General features: G+C 72.2%; 18 protein-coding genes. 1 reads left to right on the top strand and 17 read right to left on the bottom strand.

Annotated features, from left to right (window positions below; translation table 11 throughout):
* From whiG to BJP40_RS26715, 16 genes are all read right to left on the bottom strand, one after another.
* Positions 1–765 (bottom strand): RNA polymerase sigma factor WhiG (whiG, locus tag BJP40_RS26790; RefSeq protein WP_071282998.1); only part of this gene is annotated, 765 nt, incomplete at its 3' end.
* 262 nt (positions 766–1,027) lie between these two features.
* Positions 1,028–2,191 carry a DNA-processing protein DprA gene (gene dprA / locus BJP40_RS26785; RefSeq protein WP_071282997.1) on the bottom strand — a complete coding sequence of 388 codons (1,164 nt, stop codon included), beginning with the start codon at positions 2,189–2,191 and terminating at the stop codon, positions 1,028–1,030.
* Between the two features lie 30 nt (positions 2,192–2,221).
* On the bottom strand, positions 2,222–3,829 hold the full coding sequence (locus BJP40_RS26780) for a YifB family Mg chelatase-like AAA ATPase (RefSeq protein WP_071282996.1): 1,608 nt from the start codon (positions 3,827–3,829) through the stop codon (positions 2,222–2,224).
* Positions 3,829–4,191 carry a YraN family protein gene (locus tag BJP40_RS26775; RefSeq protein ID WP_071264883.1) on the bottom strand — a complete coding sequence of 121 codons (363 nt, stop codon included), beginning with the start codon at positions 4,189–4,191 and terminating at the stop codon, positions 3,829–3,831. Before BJP40_RS26775 ends, BJP40_RS26780 begins: the two co-directional genes overlap by 1 nt.
* 719 nt (positions 4,192–4,910) lie before the next feature.
* Entirely contained in the window at positions 4,911–5,219 is a 309-nt protein-coding gene (locus tag BJP40_RS26770; RefSeq protein ID WP_071264879.1) for a DUF2469 domain-containing protein, read from the bottom strand.
* A gap of 55 nt (positions 5,220–5,274) precedes the next feature.
* Complete coding sequence (locus BJP40_RS35040; RefSeq protein WP_071282995.1) at positions 5,275–5,772, bottom strand: NUDIX hydrolase; 498 nt, start codon at positions 5,770–5,772, stop codon at positions 5,275–5,277.
* 379 nt (positions 5,773–6,151) lie between these two features.
* Positions 6,152–6,928: a signal peptidase I gene (lepB, locus tag BJP40_RS26760; RefSeq protein ID WP_071282994.1), complete on the bottom strand. Its 777-nt coding sequence runs from the start codon at positions 6,926–6,928 to the stop codon at positions 6,152–6,154.
* 222 nt (positions 6,929–7,150) lie between these two features.
* Positions 7,151–8,200: a signal peptidase I gene (lepB, locus tag BJP40_RS26755; RefSeq protein ID WP_371258700.1), complete on the bottom strand. Its 1,050-nt coding sequence runs from the start codon at positions 8,198–8,200 to the stop codon at positions 7,151–7,153.
* A complete protein-coding gene (lepB, locus tag BJP40_RS26750) occupies positions 8,139–9,173 on the bottom strand; it encodes a signal peptidase I (protein ID WP_071267149.1) in 1,035 nt (344 codons plus the stop codon). The genes lepB (BJP40_RS26755) and lepB (BJP40_RS26750) overlap by 62 nt, the downstream gene beginning before the upstream one ends.
* Positions 9,166–10,152, bottom strand: a complete 987-nt coding sequence (gene lepB / locus BJP40_RS26745; RefSeq protein ID WP_079171497.1) for a signal peptidase I — start codon at positions 10,150–10,152, stop codon at positions 9,166–9,168. The genes lepB (BJP40_RS26750) and lepB (BJP40_RS26745) overlap by 8 nt, the downstream gene beginning before the upstream one ends.
* 72 nt (positions 10,153–10,224) lie before the next feature.
* Positions 10,225–10,575 carry a 50S ribosomal protein L19 gene (rplS, locus tag BJP40_RS26740; protein WP_071267139.1) on the bottom strand — a complete coding sequence of 117 codons (351 nt, stop codon included), beginning with the start codon at positions 10,573–10,575 and terminating at the stop codon, positions 10,225–10,227.
* A 130-nt stretch (positions 10,576–10,705) separates the two neighbouring features.
* Positions 10,706–11,527 carry a tRNA (guanosine(37)-N1)-methyltransferase TrmD gene (gene trmD / locus BJP40_RS26735; protein WP_071282992.1) on the bottom strand — a complete coding sequence of 274 codons (822 nt, stop codon included), beginning with the start codon at positions 11,525–11,527 and terminating at the stop codon, positions 10,706–10,708.
* A complete protein-coding gene (gene rimM / locus BJP40_RS26730; RefSeq protein WP_071282991.1) occupies positions 11,527–12,228 on the bottom strand; it encodes a ribosome maturation factor RimM in 702 nt (233 codons plus the stop codon). Before rimM ends, trmD begins: the two co-directional genes overlap by 1 nt.
* 83 nt (positions 12,229–12,311) lie before the next feature.
* The gene (locus BJP40_RS26725) at positions 12,312–12,551 is read right to left on the bottom strand and encodes an RNA-binding protein (RefSeq protein ID WP_071282990.1); all 240 of its coding nucleotides are present in this window, start codon (positions 12,549–12,551) and stop codon (positions 12,312–12,314) included.
* 2 nt (positions 12,552–12,553) lie between these two features.
* Positions 12,554–13,000 (bottom strand): 30S ribosomal protein S16, encoded by a 447-nt coding sequence (gene rpsP, locus BJP40_RS26720; RefSeq protein WP_071267132.1) that lies wholly within the window; start codon positions 12,998–13,000, stop codon positions 12,554–12,556.
* Positions 13,001–13,186: 186 nt separating this feature from the next.
* Positions 13,187–13,780: a hypothetical protein gene (locus tag BJP40_RS26715; RefSeq protein ID WP_177204494.1), complete on the bottom strand. Its 594-nt coding sequence runs from the start codon at positions 13,778–13,780 to the stop codon at positions 13,187–13,189.
* A 573-nt stretch (positions 13,781–14,353) separates the two neighbouring features.
* Here BJP40_RS26715 and BJP40_RS26710 point away from each other — a divergent pair.
* Positions 14,354–15,241 carry a methyltransferase domain-containing protein gene (locus BJP40_RS26710; protein WP_177204493.1) on the top strand — a complete coding sequence of 296 codons (888 nt, stop codon included), beginning with the start codon at positions 14,354–14,356 and terminating at the stop codon, positions 15,239–15,241.
* A gap of 207 nt (positions 15,242–15,448) precedes the next feature.
* Here BJP40_RS26710 and ffh read toward each other — a convergent pair whose 3' ends face one another.
* Complete coding sequence (gene ffh / locus BJP40_RS26705; RefSeq protein ID WP_071282988.1) at positions 15,449–17,008, bottom strand: signal recognition particle protein; 1,560 nt, start codon at positions 17,006–17,008, stop codon at positions 15,449–15,451.
* Positions 17,009–17,166: the final 158 nt, after the last annotated feature.

The following is a 17,166-nucleotide window of genomic DNA, read 5'->3' as shown; positions in this document are numbered from 1 at the left end:
GCTCTCGGTGACGCCGAGGACGTTGCCGATCTCGGCGAGGGTGAGCCCTTCGTAGTAGTAGAGCGTGACGACCGTCTTCTCCCGTTCGGGGAGGGTGTTGATGGCGCGGGCGAGGAAGCGGCGTAGTTCGCGGCCTTCGGCGACTTCGACGGGGTCGTCGGCGGCGGTGTCCTCCAGGGTGTCCATGAGGCTGAGCCGGTCGCCGTTCTCGCCGCCCACGTGGAGGAGTTCTTCGAGGGCGACGACGTTGGCGAGGGAGAGTTGGCTGAAGACGCCGTGGAGGTCTTCGACGGCGATGCCCATCTCGCCGGCGACCTCGTTCTCGGTGGGGGTGCGTCGCAGCCTGGCTTCGAGGGTGGCGTAGGCGCGCTCCACGGCTCGGGCCTTCTGGCGTACGGAACGCGGGATCCAGTCGAGGGCGCGCAGTTCGTCGATCATGGCGCCGCGGATGCGGGTGATCGCGTAGGTCTCGAACTTGATGGACCGGTCGATGTCGAACTTCTCGATGGCGTCGATGAGGCCGAAGACGCCTGAGGAGACGAAGTCGGCCTGCTCGACGTTGGAGGGCAGGCCGACGCTGACGCGCCCGGCGACGTACTTCACGAGCGGCGAGTAGTGGAGGATGAGCTGCTCCCGCAGCCGCTCGTCACCCGTCTCCTTGTACGACCGCCACAGCTCGTCGAGCGACGAGGGGGCGGGCCGCAGGGTGCTCCCGGCAGCGGAGGGAGCCGCTGCCGGGCGTGACCCGGAGGTGTGCTGGGGCATGCGTCGCCTTGAGCCGTTCTGCCGTGGTGTGCGGGGGACGGATGTGGGGGTTTGGGTGGGGGCTTGCCGGAAGGCGGTTGATGGTGAGCGTAGCGTGACTGGCCTGTTGCGGTGAGCGAAGTCGTGGGGATCGCCCCCTGGTGGGGACGTGCCGTCGGGCGCATCTTCGAATGGGGTCGGCGGCGGGAGTGGAGGGGCGGCGGGGGTCGCCGGGGACGCTTCGCGGCTCATCGGGATCACCTTGTCACCCGAATGCCCCAGGTCAAGGAGCGCCTCGCCGGGTGTTCGGGTGATGCGGGGCGGCGGGTGCCAGCCGCCACAGGTCGCCTTCCCGTGCGACGTGTCCGAGGGCGTGGAGTTCGTACAGTCTGCCGAGTGCGTCGTCAACGCTGGTCCCGGCGTCCGTCGCCACGTCGGAGGGGGTTGCGGGGCGCCCGGCGGGTGGGAGGGCTTCGAGGACGCGGGCGGTGGCGGGGTCGAGGAGGTCGCGGGGCAGGACGGGCCCGCGACGGGCGGGAGCGAGGTCCCCGATGGCGCCGACCAGTTCGGTGACGTCGTCTGCGTCGGCGACGAGGACGGCGCCGTCGCGGAGTAGTTCGTGGACACCTGCGGAGAGGGCGCTGGTGGCCGGTCCGGGGACGCCCATCGTGTGGCGGCCGAGGCGCTGGGCGTCCCGTGCCGTGGCGAGGGCGCCGCTGCGGTGGGCGGCCTCGACGACGACGGTGCCGCGGGTGAGGGCGGCGATGACGCGGTTGCGGAGGATGAACCGGGTCGGAGTGGGGTGGTCACCGGGTGGGAGTTCGCCGATGACGAGGCCCTGGCGGGCGATGCGGTCGATGAGGGCGGTGTGCCCGCGGGGGTAGGCGACGTCGACGCCGCACGCCAGGACGGCGATGGTGGCTCCGCCGGCGCCGAGGGCTCCTCGGTGGGCGGCGGCATCGACGCCGGCTGCGGCGCCGGAGACGACGACCCAGCCGCGTTCTGCCAGGCCCGCCCCGAGATCCGCGGCCATGTGGGCACCATAGGGCGTGCAGGCGCGGGCGCCGACGAGGGCGACCGACCGCAGGGCCCATCGGCGCAGGTCGTGGGGGCCGCGGATCCACAGTCCGAGGGGACGGGCGGCCCCCAGGTCATCGAGTTGGGTGGGCCATTCCGGGTCGCCCGGCACGATGAACCGCCCTCCTGCGGCGTGGATGGATTCGAGGTCCTGCCGTGGGCGGATGCGGGCGGCACGGCGGAGCAGTCCCTCGATGCGCCGGTCGCTGGCGCCGCCCAGGGAGCCGGAGCGGTACGGCTTGGCAGTGAGCCGGTGGAGGAGTTCGACGGGACCGAGGTCGCGCAGCCACTGCCCACCGTGTCCGTCGCCCGGTTCGAGGATGCGGCACAGGGCTGCGCGGGCGGTCCGCTCGTCATCGGGTGCAGGCACGGCGTCCTCCGTCCTGGTCGGGGTGCCCGTTCATGACGGCCTTCCTGCGGTGGCGGTGATGCCGCGGGCGATACCGGTGCGCAGTTCCAGGGCGAGGTCGACGTCGCGGGTGTCGGGCCGATCGCGGCCGGCGAGGTCGGCGAGGGTCCAGGCGACGCGGAGGACCCGGTCGAGCCCGCGAGCGGTGAGCAGGCCCCGTTCGATGTCGCGTTCGGCGTTGGCGAGGGCTCCGGGTGCGGGGTGCCAGCGGGTGCGCAGTTCGTGGCCGGGCACGTTGGCGTTGAGCTGCCAGGGGGTGCCGTGGAGACGGGCGGCGGCGCGTTCCCGTGCGGTGCGGACGCGCGCCGCGACGGTGGCGGTGGGTTCTCCGCCGCCGCCGAGGAGGTCGGCACGGGTGACGGGTTCGGCGTCGATGCGGAGGTCGACGCGGTCGAGCAGCGGGCCGGAGAGCCGGGACTGGTAGCGGCGGACCGCGGAGGGGGCGCAGTCGCAGGTGCCGCCGCGGACGGTGTGGCGTCCGCAGGGGCAGGGATTGGCGGCGAGCACCATGAGGAAACGGGCGGGGAGGCGTACGACACCTGCGGCGCGGGCGATGACGACGTGGCCGGATTCGAGGGGCTGCCGGAGGGCGTCGAGGGCTTTGGCGGAGAATTCCGGCGCTTCGTCGAGGAAGAGGATGCCGCGGTGAGCGAGGGAGCATGCACCGGGCCGGGGGGTGCCGTTGCCTCCGCCGACGAGGGACTGCATGGTCGCCGAGTGGTGGGGCGCGCAGTAAGGGGCCGCGCTGACCAGGGGTTTGCCTGGCGGGAGGATGCCGGCGACGGAGTGCACTGCGGTGACTTCCAGTGATTCCCGTCGGCTGAGGGGCGGCAGGATGCCGGGGAGGCGCTCGGCGAGCATGGTCTTGCCGGCCCCGGGTGGGCCGGAGAGGAAAAGGTGGTGGCCGCCTGCCGCGGCGACTTCGAGGGCGAGGCGGGCCCCGCGTTGGCCGGCGACGTCCCTGAGGTCGGGGGTCTCGCAGGTTCCCGTGGCCAGGCCGGTGCCGACTCCTGCGCCGGGGACGAGGAGTCCGGCGAGCATGGGGTCGGGCCTGCCTTCGTCGGGGGGCTCCTCGTCAGGGACGGGTGCGTCGGTGAGGACGGCGATGAGCTGGCGCAGGCTGCGTACGCCGAGGACGGAGATGCCGGGCACGAGCGCGGCCTCGCCCACGGTTTGCTGGGGGACGACGACCTGGTCGTATCCGGCTTCTGCGGCGGCGAGGACGGCGGGCAGCACGCCGCGGACGGGCCGGATGCGGCCGTCAAGGCCGAGTTCCCCGATGAGGACGAGGTCGGCGATGGTGCGCGGGTCGATCAGTTCGGCGGCGGCGAGCACGGCGACGGCGAGCGCGAGGTCGAAGCCGGATCCGGCTTTGGGGACGGAGGCGGGGCTGAGTCCGACGGTGAGCTTCCGCTGGGGCCATTCGGCTCCGGAGTTGACCACTGCGGCCCTGACGCGCTCGCGGGCTTCCGATAGGCTCTTGTCGGGCAGGCCGACCAGGGTGAATGCGGCGACGCCGGGTTCCAGGTCGGCCTGGACCTCCACGACGACGCCGTCGACACCGACGAGGGCGACGGAGCAGGTGCGGGCGAAGCCCATCACGCCACCCCCCGTACGTGCTCGACGACGGGACCGCCGCGCCTGGGCAGGAGGACGCCGACGAGGTCGATGCGCAGCCCGCCGGGTGGTGCTCCGCCGTGGTGGTCGAGCCAGCACGCGGCGAGAGCCTTCAGCCGGTGCGCTTTGGCGGGAGTGATGCCTGCCAGGGGGTGCTGGAAGGACTCCGCCCTGCGGGTCTTGACCTCGCAGACGACGAGGGCGTCTCCGTCGTGCGCGACGATGTCGATCTCGCCGCGGCGTCCGCACCGCCAGTTCGTGGCGATCACGGTCATGCCCGCCTGGCTGAGCCGGCGGGCGGCCAGCCGTTCTCCGTAGTGTCCGAGTGCCCCGGTCGCGTTCATTGCGGCACCACCTCCGGTACCGACTGTGACGGACCGGGCACGAACATGTGGATCTTGGTGGACAACGTGGTGATTGTGGACAACCCGCTCACCCGTTCGTGTGGCCGGGGCGCCTGGAGCCCCTCACTGAGGCCGGCGGTGGCGCGGGCCAGGCGGGCCAGGCGGGCCAGGCGGGCCAGGCGGGCCAGGCGGGCCAGTGTGAGTTGATCACCACGGCGCGCACAGGCCCGCACCGGTGTGGACGACCGGGTCTGTCGCGAACCAGTCGGGCCTGGCACGGAGCGGCCCTCTCTGGCACGGACGGAGGGGCCCGGTCGGGACCGGCCCCTTCCGGCACGGCGGGGAGGTGGATCTGGCTTGGTTCGGCCGGGCCCGGCGCGGAGGCGGGTCGGCCTGGTTCAGTCGGGTGGGGTGAGGGCCGGCGTTCCGACGTGAAGGCGGATCCGTGCGCAGCCGACGGACCTGGCGGAGACGGTCCAGCCCGGAACGTACCGTCGGTTCCGCACACGCCCCGGTTTCCGGAACGGGCCGTCGGTTCTGCGCAGGACCGGTTCCCTGCGCGGGCCGTCGGTTCTGGAAAGCACTGTCCTGCACCGGCCGTCCGCTTCAGGCGCGCACCGTTTGTTTCGGGCGCGCGCTCGCCTCTGGTACAGGCCGCAGCCGGTGGCGTGGACCGTCGGCTGTGGCACTGGCCGTTGGTTCCGTACCGGTCGGTGAGGTCAGCTGCCGGGGAGCTCCAGGTCGGTCTTGTTCAGCTCCTCGATGTTCACGTCCTTGAAGGTCAGGACGCGAACCTTCTTCACGAAGCGGGCCGGACGGTACATGTCCCAGACCCAGGCGTCCGCCATCGACACCTCGAAGAAGACCTCGCCGTGCACGGAGTGCACCTGCATCTCGTAGTCGTTCGTCAGGTAGAAGCGGCGCTCGGTCTCGATGACGTACTTGAACAGCCCGACGACATCGCGGTACTCCCGGTAGAGCTTCAGCTCCATCTCGGTCTCGTACTTCTCGAGGTCCTCGGCGCTCATGGCATGTTCCCCTTCAGCCGTGCGTGCCCCCATTGTGCGCCAGCGATCCGTACCCCTAGACGATTTCCGGGGACAGGACGAGCGGCGTTCGCGGAGGGCCGTCGTCGAGCAGTGTGCGCAGCAGGTCGGCGAGTCGTGTCGGGTACACGGTCTCATGCGTCGCCGACAGTTCGGCGGAGGTCCACCAGCGCAGCCCTGAGACGCTGCGGGTCTCCAGTTCCGTGAGGCCGGTGCCCAGGGTGACCGCGGTGCGGCGGGTGCGGGCGAGGTAGTACCACTCCTCCTGGCTCCACCACCGCCCGTCGAAGGGGAAGGAGCAGATCCGCTGCCACAGGACGGGGCCGAGGGCTGCGTCGGTGACGCCGGTCTCCTCAGCCAGTTCGCGCAGCGCGGCCTGCTCCCGGGTCTCGGTGCCCTCCACCCCGCCTCCGGGCGTGAACCACCAGTCTTCGGCGGGATCCTCGGGGTCGAAGCCGTGCAGGAGGAGGATGCGGTCGTGGTGGTCGAGGAGGACGATGCGCGCGACCCGGCGCAGGTCACCCAGCGCGGCCACACCGAGCTGTCCAGTCGGCTGCGGCTCGCAGTAAGGAGATCCACTGGCCGGCCCCGATGCGGCGGGCTCCGATCCACCTGCCCCCTCACCCGCCAGTCCCCGCCCGGACACCTCGCATCCGCCGTGCCGGGGCCCGCCCGTCGCCGGACCGGCCGCCCCCGCCCCGGACACCGCGGGCCCCACCTGCCCGGGGCCGCCCGGCTCGGGCTCCGGCGTGTCCCTTCCGCCGGCTGCCGCCCGGGGCCCACGCGCTGCCGTCTGCGCCTCGTTCGTCTCCCCCGTCGCACCGCAACCGCTCGCGGTCGACCCGGGGCCGGCCGGAGCCGTTCCGCTCCGTCCTCCCCGTGCCGTCGCGGTTTCCCCTCGTGCCGCCAGGTCGTCAGCCACGTGCCGTCGCCTCGCCTCGCCCGCCTCGCCCATCGGTGCGGCGCAGCACGGACGCGACCGGGCCGTACGCCGCCCCGCCGAGGATGAGACCGGCGCCGGCGACGACGGCCCACGTCAGAGGTTCGACCGGCCCTGGACGGGACACGCCGCCCGGGAGCGCGGCGAACGCGTCGGGTCGCTGCACGACGCCGTCCAGGGGCCACACCACGGCGTCGACCCGTCCGGTGACGGCCTTCCTGGGGACCGACCCCTGGCCGGGCTCCGTGAGGTGCACGCGGGAGTCCTGGGAGCCGACGCGGTGGTCTCCGAGGAGGAACAGGTGTCCGTCGGGCACGGTCGCGGTGAACGCGGTCGGTGAGGCTGTCTGCTCGTCGCCCGGGACGCCGGGGTGCAGATACGGTTCCTCGACCGCCTCCCCGTTGAGGGTGAGACGCCCCTGGCCGTCGCAGCAGGCGACCTTGTCGCCGTCGACACCGACCACCCTCTTGATCATCGGGACGTTGGACCAGCGGGTGTCGGTGAAGACGACGATGTCGCCGCGCCGGACGTCGGCACCGTCGATGCGCTGGGCCAGTACGCGCTCACCGGAGGTCACGGTAGGGCTCATGGAGTCCGTGGGCACGGTGTACGGCCGGTACACGAGGGCGGCCCAGACGAACCCGCCGAGGAACAGGACACAGCCGACGGCCACGGCCAGCCCGGACAGTGTGCTGCCGAGCCGGCCGTGGCCGTCGCCGCGTGTCGTCGCGCCCGTTCCGCTTCCGCCCATCCCCGCGCTCCCTCGTCCCGGATCGGTGGCCCGGAACGGAACCCTACCGGCGGGTCGCTACCCGCGGTACGCCGCCAGGGCGCCGAGCACGTGCGGAACAGCAGGTGCACCGTCAGGCGGACTACCTAGCGGGCACCCGCCACGTGCCACGTCGGCGTGGGACGCCGTCGGTGCGCGGCACCGGAGATGCGCCGCCGGGTCCGTGACGGGCCGGGGCGCCCGTCAGGCGTCCTGCCGGGTGATCAGCCTGCGCCTCCGCCACAGCACCAGGGGAAGGGCTCCCGCCAGCCCGACGGCGCCGGGCCCGGCGGCGAGCGCGGCGGCCGCGCCGAGGCCCGGCTGGTCGAAGACGTCGGGCACCGGGAGGGTGGACCAGCGGCTGACCGGCCAGGCCACGACGATGGCCCGCCCGACGACACCCTCGTTGGAGATGGTGCCGTTGCCCGGGAGCTCCTGGTGGTAGCGGGAGTCCAGGGAGTTCTGGCGGTTGTCGCCCATCACCCAGATGCGGCCTTCCGGCACCTTGATGGGGCCGAAGGGCTGGTCGTCGCAGGGGGTGGACCCGGGGAACAGGTAGGCGGACTCGTCCAGGGGCTTGCCGTTCAGCTGGACCTTGCCGCCCCTCTTGCACTCGACGGTGTCGCCGCCGACCGCGATGACGCGCTTGATGAGGTCCTGCTGCGACGCGTCGGGCATGAGGCCGATCCAGCTCAGGACGCGCTGTACCGCGTTGGGCTCGGGGGCGGGCTCGCTGAGCCAGCCGCCCGGGTCGTGGAAGACGACGACCTCTCCGCGCTCCGGCTCCGAGCCGAACCACGGGGTCAGCTTGTCGACCAGGACGCGGTCGCCGCGCTGCAGGGTGTTCATCATCGACTCGGAGGGAATGGAGAACGCCTGCACCAGGAACGTCTTGATCAGCAGCGCCAGGACCAGCGCGATACCGATGAGCAGCGGCAGCTCCTTCCAGAAGGCACGCTGCTTCTTCGGTTCCGGCCCGTCGCCTCCCGCCCCGGTGCCTTCGCCGCCGGTGCCGCCGGTGCCGTCGTTGCCGGTGTGGTCGTCCACGTTGCCGCCCTCGGCGTCGTCCGCGCTGTACGTGTCACCCGCGCCCCCGGTCGCGTCGGCTCCTCCGGCGCCGGCGTCCGCGCCGGCTCCGGGCGCCGTACCGGTTCCGACCGCCGTGCCGGTGCCCACGGGGCCGGGGGATCGCTCAGCGAGTTCTTCGCGCCCCTTCTCCGGCTCGTCGCGTCCGGATCGTGCGCCGACCGCCAGATCCCCCACATCCACTCCTCAGTCCGTGCACTCGCCCGCCCCGAAGCAGGGGAAGGCCCATCACTCCCATAACGAGCGGGAGTTCCGCAGGGGTCGGGAGCCGTAGCGATCCATTCGGATTCCGAGAGGACACACTATGCGACGCGCCGAGTGCCGTCGCGGCACCGGACGGCGGCGGCGCGTCCGGTACGGCGCCGAAGACGTCGCGTTCCTCCAGGCCGCGCCAGTGCGAGAACGGCCAGGCGATGAAGACGGCGCGCCCGACGACGCCGGCCTCGGGGATGGTGCCCTGGAACTCCTCGTCGAGGTGGAACCGCGAGTCGGCCGACCGCTCCCGGTGGTCGCCCAGGACGAAGAGCCTCCCTTCGGGCACGCGGACGTCGAAGCCGATCTCCGAGGGCGAGTTGCCCGGGTGGAGGTACGGCTCGTCGACGGGTACGCCGTTGACGCTGACGCGCCCTCGGTCGTCGCAGCACTTCACGGTGTCGCCGCCGACCGCGACGACGCGCTTGATGAGGTCCTGTTCGTCATCGGACGGCAGCAGGCCGATGAACGTCAACGCCTGCTTGGCCTGCTTCACGACGACCGGGTCCGCGTCGCCGGGGATGCCCTCTGCGGGGAGCCATCCCCCGGGGTCCCGGAAGACGACGACGTCGCCGCGCTGCGGCTTGGTGCCGAACCAGGGGGTCAGCTTGTCCACCAGCACCCGGTCGTCGATCCGGATCGTCTGCTCCATGGAGCCGGACGGGATGACGAAGGCCTGCACCAGGAAGGTCTTCAGGACCAGGGCGATGACGACGGCCACGGTGATCAGGAGCGGGATCTCCTTGATCGCGGAGCGCCTGCGCCGCCGCTTGACCCGGCGGGCGAGCCTGCGCCTCTCGGCGCGCCCCGGGATCGTCCTGCGGCCGTCGGTCGGCCGGGTGCCGGTGGGCAACCGGGTGTCGGAGCTGTGCCGCCCCCGCCTACCCATGGGCGCCGCCCGCCGGCGACCCGTGCGGCAGTGCGGGTACGGCGTCGAAGGCACCGGTCCGCCCCACCACCGACCATCTGCCGGCCGGCCAGCCGATCCAGTCGGCCCTGCCGATCACCCGCTCCACGGGCACCGTGCCGCCGCCGGGCGCACCGAGGTGTTCACGGGAGTCCCGGGACTGGCTCCGGTGGTCCCCCATCACCCACAGGGTGCCCGGGCGCACGACGATGTCGAACGGCACCCGGGAGGCGGTGTCGGCCGGGTGCAGGTACGGCTCGTCGACGGCTGTTCCGTTCACCTCGACCCTGCCTTCCTTGTCACAGCACGTCACGCGGTCACCGCCCACGCCGATCACGCGCTTGACGAAGACGGTGTCCGAGGGCTCGGCGAGGCCGAGCGCCGCGGCGGTGCCGTGCAGCAGCCCGACGACCGCGTTCTCCTCGGGAACGTTCCTGACGAACGATCCGGTTCCGTCGAAGACGACGACGTCGCCGCGCTCGGGCAGGGACCCGAAGCGGTAGGCGAACCGGTTGACGAGGACCCGGTCGCCTACCTGGAGCGTGGGCTCCATGGATCTGCTCGGGATCTGGTACGGCGGGATGACGAGCTGTCCGAGGAGCAGCACGCCCAGCGCGCACACGAGCCCGATCGCCCCGGTCCTGCGCCATGACAGCCCGCCGAGCCAGCCGGTCCCCCGCTGCTGCGGTCCGGGGGCTTCGGTCTCGGTGGCCGCCGCCGAGCCCGACCCGGCGGAACCGGACGCGGCAGGCTCCGGCCCGGCGGAGGCGGACGGGCTGGACTCCGGCGCGGCCGGCTCGGAAGCGGTGGACGGGCCACCCGTCACGGAGGGTGCTTCCGTCGACGTGGCTGCGCCGCCCCGGCGGGGCCGCCGGGAACGCACGAAGCGCGACCTGCCCTCCGTACGCGTGTCCGCGTCGGAGGAGAGGTCGCGCTCCGGGTGCTGTGCTTCGGTGTCCATGAGGGCCTGAGCCTAACCGGCCACCCTGTGAGGACTCATCCGAAGTGGGCGCTGTGCGAGGTGAGCGAGGGCTCAGTTCTCGCGCTTCTCCTTGATCTTCGCGGCCTTGCCGCGCAGCTCACGGAGGTAGTACAGCTTGGCGCGGCGGACGTCACCGCGGGTGACCAGCTCGATCTTCTCGAAGATCGGGCTGTGCACCGGGAAGGTGCGCTCGACGCCGACCGAGAAGGAGACCTTGCGGACCGTGAAGGTCTCGGAGACGCCCGCGCCCTGGCGGCGGATGACGACACCCTTGAACTGCTGGATACGGGAGCGGTTGCCCTCGATGACGCGGACGTGGACGTTCACGGTGTCACCGGGACGGAACGCCGGGACGTCGGTCCGCAGGGAGGCGGCGTTGACGGAGTCGAGCAGGTGAGACATGTGTGTCTGCTTCCTCACTGATGCCACAGGTCATCAGCGGCAACGAGAATCGGAGAGTGGGATGGCCGTACGTCGGGGGCGGCGCGCGTCCCCCTGTGGCAGGGGCGCCGTCCGGACGTACAGCAGCGTCCTATTCTTCCACGGCCTGCGGTCGACGCCAAAATCGGCCCTCGGGGTCGGGGGCCCAGCCGAGGATGGACAGGGTCTCGCGGTCCTTCTTGTCGAAGGCTGCGGGATCACAGCGTTCGAGGAGATCCGGCCGGTTCTGCGCGGTGCGGCGGAACGCCTCGTCGCGGCGCCAGCGGGCGATCCTGCCGTGGTGGCCGCTGAGGAGGACGTCGGGGATGCCGTGGCCGCGCCACTCGGGCGGCTTGGTGTAGACGGGGCCTTCGAGGAGGTTGGCCATCGCTCCGGGCGCGAAGGAGTCGTCGCGGTGGGACTCGGCGTTGCCGAGGACGCCGGGCAGCAGCCGGGCGACGGCCTCGGTGATCACCAGGACGGCGGCTTCCCCGCCGGCCAGGACGTAGTCGCCGATGGAGAGCTCGTACACGGGCATCCGCGTGGCGTACTCGTCGGTGACGCGGCGGTCGATGCCCTCGTAGCGGGCCGGGGTGAAGATCAGCCACGGTCGCCGGGAGAGTTCGACGGCGACCTCCTGGGTGAAGGGGCGGCCGCTGGGCGTGGGGACGACGAGGGCCGGTCCGTGGGCCCCGGCCTCGTATCCGGAGGCGAGGGTGTCGTCCAGTGCGTCGCCCCAGGGTTCGGTCTTCATGACCATGCCGGGGCCGCCGCCGTAGGGGGTGTCGTCGACGGTGTGGTGGCGGTCGTACGTCCACTGCCGGAGGTCGTGGACGTGCACGTCGAGCCGGCCGCGGGCGCGCGCCTTGCCGACGAGTGACACGTTCAGCGGTTCGAGGTACTCGGGGAAGATCGTGACGACGTCGAGTCGCATCAGCGCTCGCCCTCGCCGGTGCCGGTGGCCCCGCTGCCGTCCTCGGGCTCCTCACGGGTCGCCGCGCCGGGCGCGGTCCCGGCCCCGCCGGCGGCCCCTTCCTCGGCCGCGGCTTGGGCCCGGTCCCCGGTGGCTGCTGCCTCTCCGGTTGCCTGGTCCGCTTCGGCTTCGCGGGCGGAGGCGACCTCTGCCCGGTCGTCGATCAGCCCCGGCGGCGGGGAGACGACTGCGCGCTGCGTGGCGAGGTCGACCTCGGTGACGATCTCCTCCACGAAGGGGATCATGACCTCGCTGCCGTCGGGCCGCTCCACGATGAAGAGGTCCTGGGACGGCAGGTGGGAGATCTCGGTGATCCGGCCGACCTCGGTCCCGTCGGCGAGCACCACGTCGAGGTCGATGAGCTGGTGGTCGTAGTACTCGTCGGGCTCCTCGGGCCGCTCGTCGGGATCGACGTCCGCGATGAGCAGGGTGTTGCGCAGCGCCTCCGCGGCGTTCCGGTCGCGGACGCCCTCGAAGCGCAGCAGGAGCCGGCCGCTGTGGACGCGGCCGGCCGCGATGGTGAGGGGCCCGGCGGCGGCCGGGTCGGTGGCCAGTACGGCGCCGGGGGCGAGCCGCAGTTCGGGCTCGTCCGTGCGTACCTCGACCGTGACCTCGCCCTTGATTCCGTGGGCGCGGCCGATCCGCGCGACTACCAGCTGCACTTTTCGCATTCTCCTGGTCGGACGACGACGGGCCGGGGCGGGCGCATGCCCTCCCCGGCCCGTGCGCCGGTGTTCAACTTCGCTCAGCGAACCTGGTCCACGTCGACGAGGTCGACCCGGACACCGCGGCCGCCGATGGCGCCCACGACCGTGCGCAGGGCGCGAGCGGTGCGGCCGTTGCGGCCGATCACCTTGCCGAGGTCGTCGGGGTGGACCCGGACCTCCAGCACGCGCCCGCGGCGCAGGTTGCGCCCGGCCACCTGTACGTCGTCGGGATTGTCGACGATGCCCTTCACGAGGTGCTCAAGCGCCTCTTCGAGCATGCTCAGGCCTCGGTCGACTCGGTGGACTCGGCCGCCTCGGCCTCGTCCGCCTTCTTGTCAGCCTTCTTGGCCTTGGGGGTGATGGCCTCACCCTTGGTGTCGTCGCCCTCGAGCGTCTTGGCGAACTCGTCGAAGGAGGAGCGCTTCTCTTCCTTCGTGGCCGGGGCCAGGAGCGGCTTCTCCGGGGCGGGCAGGCCCTTGTGCTTCTGCCAGTCGCCGGTCAGCTTCAGGATGGCGAGCACCGGCTCGGTCGGCTGGGCGCCGACGGACAGCCAGTACTGGGCACGCTCCGAGTCGACCTCGATGCGCGACGGGTTGTACGTCGGGTGGTACAGACCGATCTCCTCGATGGCCCGGCCGTCACGGCGGGTGCGGGAGTCGGCGACGACGATGCGGTAGTGAGGCGAACGGATCTTGCCCAGACGCTTCAGCTTGATCTTGACTGCCACGGGTGTGGTGTCTCCTGGTCTTGACGTGGTGGGCACGACGAGATGCCACGTGGGGTTGCGGTACCCGAATGCCCGATGGACGCGTCAGCCGGAGGAGAGAGGGGTCCTGTTCGACTGTCGAGTACAGCTAGCCATTGTGCCACACCCCGCGCAGACGCCCGGCCGCGGGGTGCGGCACCCACGGGGTCACCGGGCCGCGCCGACGGCTTCCGGAATCCGGAACGGCTTTCCGCAACTCCCGCACAGGATCGGTGCCTGGGCGAGCACCGAGGGAACGACCCGGACGTTGCGGCCGCAGTCGCACACCGCCTTGACCCGCACGCCGCCGCCGGAGGAGCCGTGCCGGGCGGCGGGCCCGCGGAAGGAGCGCTTGGTGTCGGCGGCCGTCGCAGCGCTGTGCGCCTTCAGGGCGCGCTGCAGCCGCTCCATGGTGGGGCGGTAGCGGCGCTTGGCCTCGGGACTGAGCGTGACCAGGGAGAAGCCGCTGCTGGGGTGCGGCTCCTCCGCGTGGTCCAGGCCCATCTCCTCGGCGATCGCCAGGAAGCGTCGGTTGTGGTAACGGCCGGCGCGTGAGGTGTCGCGGACACCTCGCGCGGCGGCGATGCCGTGGACTGCCTCGTGGAGCAGTCGCTCGAAGGAGAGCTCGGCGCCGCAGGCGGACGACGACTCTCCGATCAGGGACTCTGGCGCGGCGAGATCGGGCAGCTCGGGGTGGTGCCGCTGAATGTCGGCCCACGCCTGTGCCAGTTCTGCGGCGAGGACAGGTGGTGTCGTGCTCACGTCGTGACAACGAGCCGGAGAGCCAGGGGGTTCCATTACGGGGCATCCCAAATAATTTGCACGTACCCGTCAGTTGCCGTTCATGTGTCCTGACGAGGGTCAGTGCGCTGATCTGCGGAGGATCTACCAGGATCTGCGAGGAACTACCAGGAAATGCAGGGGAGTACGGGGGCGTGCGGGGCGGGACGGAGGACCGCGGCGCACCGCGGGCCACTGGGCGACCGCCGGCTCCGCGGGGCCGGGCGGTCGCACGGTCCGCCGCACGGTGGTGCGCGGCACCCGGTCCGCCCGCGGCCGGTGTTCGCGGAGGTGACAGTACCCGGGCGATGCGACGCGCGGGGCACCGGCCCGGCTTGCATGGCGGGATTCGCGCGGCGCCCTCACTATGGAACTGGTTCGTGCCGGGCCAGGGGGCGCACGACCGGAGCACGCAAGCATTGCGCTGCCCGACCCCTGGACGCGATGGCGAATGCGGAGTTCTCTGGCTTCACGGACGTGCGAGCGCGCACACGGGGGCTGTCAATCAGGGCACGGACGCACAGATCGACCTCTCGGCTGATTGGGGCGCTTTCGATGACACCTATGCTCGTCCAGCACCACCCCCACCCGGCCCCGGCCTCTCCGGCGCCGTCGCGTGCGCCGAGCCGCGCCCGCGACTGGGCGGAGATCCAGGAGCGGATGCTGGTGCCGCTCTACGAAGCGGTGTACGAGCACCTGGAGGTCGGAACCGGGACGCGGCTCCTCGGTCTCGGGTGCGGCTCGGGGCTCGCCCTGCTCATGGCCGCCACGCGCGGGGCGCAGGTCACCGGGGTGGACACGGACCACGCGCGCGTGGACCTGGCCAGGCAGCGGCTGCTGCCCGATCCCGGGGCGCACCCCGGACCGGGCGGCGCGCCGGAGCCCCGTCTGGAGACCGTGCTGCTCTACGGCGGGCCGGATGAGGCGGCGCAGGCCGCCGATCCCTCCCGTCCGGCGTACAACCTCGTCACCGCGCTTCAGCCGATCGGGTGCACCGCGGACGACGCGGAGGGGGTGGTGCCCCCGCTGCGTGCGGCCGCCCGCCTCGCCGAGCGGGGCAGCGCCGTCGTCCTCGCGGGCTGGGGCCCCCCGGAGCGCTGTGCGACGACCGGAGTGCTGCGGGTCGCCGGCCGCCTCACCGAGCGGTTGCGGCCGCAGGACGCCTGGCGCCCCGCGCTGCGGGACGAACTGGAGGACGTGGCCGCCCGGGCGGGCCTGCGGCCGGACGGTTCGGGGCGCGTGTCGTGCCCCTTCGGCTACGCCGACACGGACAGCGCCGTACGCGGTCTGCTGTCGACCGGGCACTTCGACGCGGCGGTGCGGGCCTGCGACCTGGCGACGGTGGAGAAGGAGATCACGGAGGCACTGCACCCGCACGTACGTCCCGACGGGACGGTGTGGATGTCGAACGTGTTCCGTTATCTCGTCGCCAGGATCCCGTAACGGTCCGGTGGACGGCGGCGGGGTGGTGCGGGTGGGGGCCGCTCCGGCCCGGGGCTCCCCCGCCCGATCAGCCGGTCACCGGCGGCGCCCGCACGTACGTGCGTGCCGTACGGACGGCCGCCGGTACGCGTAAGGGGCGCCCCTCACAGGAGGGGTGCCCCTTACGTGGGGACACTTCGCGCGGGCCGGGCGCCCGTGCGGTGGCCGTCAGCTCATGAACTTCTTGAACTCGTCCGGCAGGTCGAAGTCCTTGCCGGGCTCACCCGGCGGCAGTCCGAACGCCGCGCCGGCCTGCTGGGCCTGCGCCTGCTGGCGGCGCTCGGCGGCGGCCTGCTCCTCCGCCTTCCGCTTCATCGGATTGCCGCTGCGGCGCTTGCCCTTGGCCTGCTTCTGCTGCTTCTTCTGGCGGCCGGGGCCGCCGCCCATGCCGGGGATGCCCGGCATCCCCGGCATGCCGCCGCCCTGCGCCATGCGGGACATCATCTTGCGGGCCTCGAAGAACCGCTCGACGAGCGACTTCACGGCGCTGACGTCCACACCCGAGCCCTTGGCGATGCGGGCCCGGCGGGAGCCGTTGAGGATCGTCGGGTCCTGGCGCTCGGCCGGCGTCATCGACTTGATGATGGCGGCGGTGCGGTCCACGTCCCGCTCGTCGATGTTGTTGATCTGGTCCCGCATCTGGGCCATGCCGGGCAGCATGCCGAGCAGCTTCGAGATGCTGCCCATCTTCCGGACCTGCTCCATCTGGGCCAGGAAGTCGTCGAGGGTGAAGTCCTTGCCCTTGCTGCTCGCCAGTTTCGAGGCCATCTTGGCGGCCTCTTCCTGGCTGAAGGTCTGCTCGGCCTTCTCGATGAGCGACAGGACGTCGCCCATGCCCAGGATGCGGGACGCCATGCGGTCCGGGTGGAACGCGTCGAAGTCGTCCAGCTTCTCGCCGTTGGAGGCGAACATGATCTGGCGGCCGGTGACGTGCGCGATGGAGAGCGCGGCACCGCCTCGGGCGTCGCCGTCGAGCTTCGACAGCACGACGCCGTCGAAGCCGACACCGTCACGGAACGCCTCCGCGGTGTTGACGGCGTCCTGGCCGATCATGGCGTCGACGACGAAGAGGATCTCGTCCGGGGAGACCGCGTCCCTGATGTCCGCGGCCTGCTGCATCATCTCCTGGTCGATGCCCAGGCGACCGGCGGTGTCGACGACCACGATGTCGAACTGCTTGGTCCGCGCGTACTCGACCGAGTCCTTCGCGACCTGGACCGGGTCACCGACGCCGTTGCCCGGCTCCGGCGCGTAGACGCCGACCCCGGCGCGCTCGGCGACGACGCTCAGCTGGTTGACGGCGTTGGGCCGCTGGAGGTCGCAGGCGACGAGCAGCGGGGTGTGGCCCTGGCCCTTGAGCCACCGGCCGAGCTTTCCGGCGAGGGTGGTCTTGCCCGCGCCCTGGAGGCCGGCGAGCATGATCACGGTCGGGGGCTGCTTGGCGAAGCGGAGCCGGCGGGTCTCGCCGCCGAGGATGCCCACCAGCTCATCGTTGATGATCTTGATGAACTGCTGGCTGGGGTTCAGTGCCTTGGACACCTCCGCCCCGAGCGCCCGCTCCTTCACGCTCTTGATGAAGGCGCGGACGACGGGGAGGGCGACATCGGCCTCGAGCAGCGCGATACGGATCTCACGTGCCGTGGCGTCGATGTCGGCCTCGCTGAGGCGACCTTTGCCCCGGAGGTTCTTGAAAGTCGCGCTGAGGCGGTCGGAGAGCGTATCGAACACGGCGGTCGCGGATCCTCGGGTCTAGGGGGCAAGCGGACAGTCGGACTCAAGGGTATCCGGCCGCGCGCCGAGGGTGCCCTCGCCCGCCGGGATCCGACGGGCGGGGGCGCGTCCCCGGCGTACCGGAGCATGGCCGCGCCGGGCACGGCTCGGCGACG

Origin of the sequence: Streptomyces sp. CC53 (assembly GCF_001865245.1) — a bacterium.
GTDB lineage: Bacteria > Actinomycetota > Actinomycetes > Streptomycetales > Streptomycetaceae > Streptomyces.
This window is presented reverse-complemented; position numbering and strand designations above follow the sequence as displayed.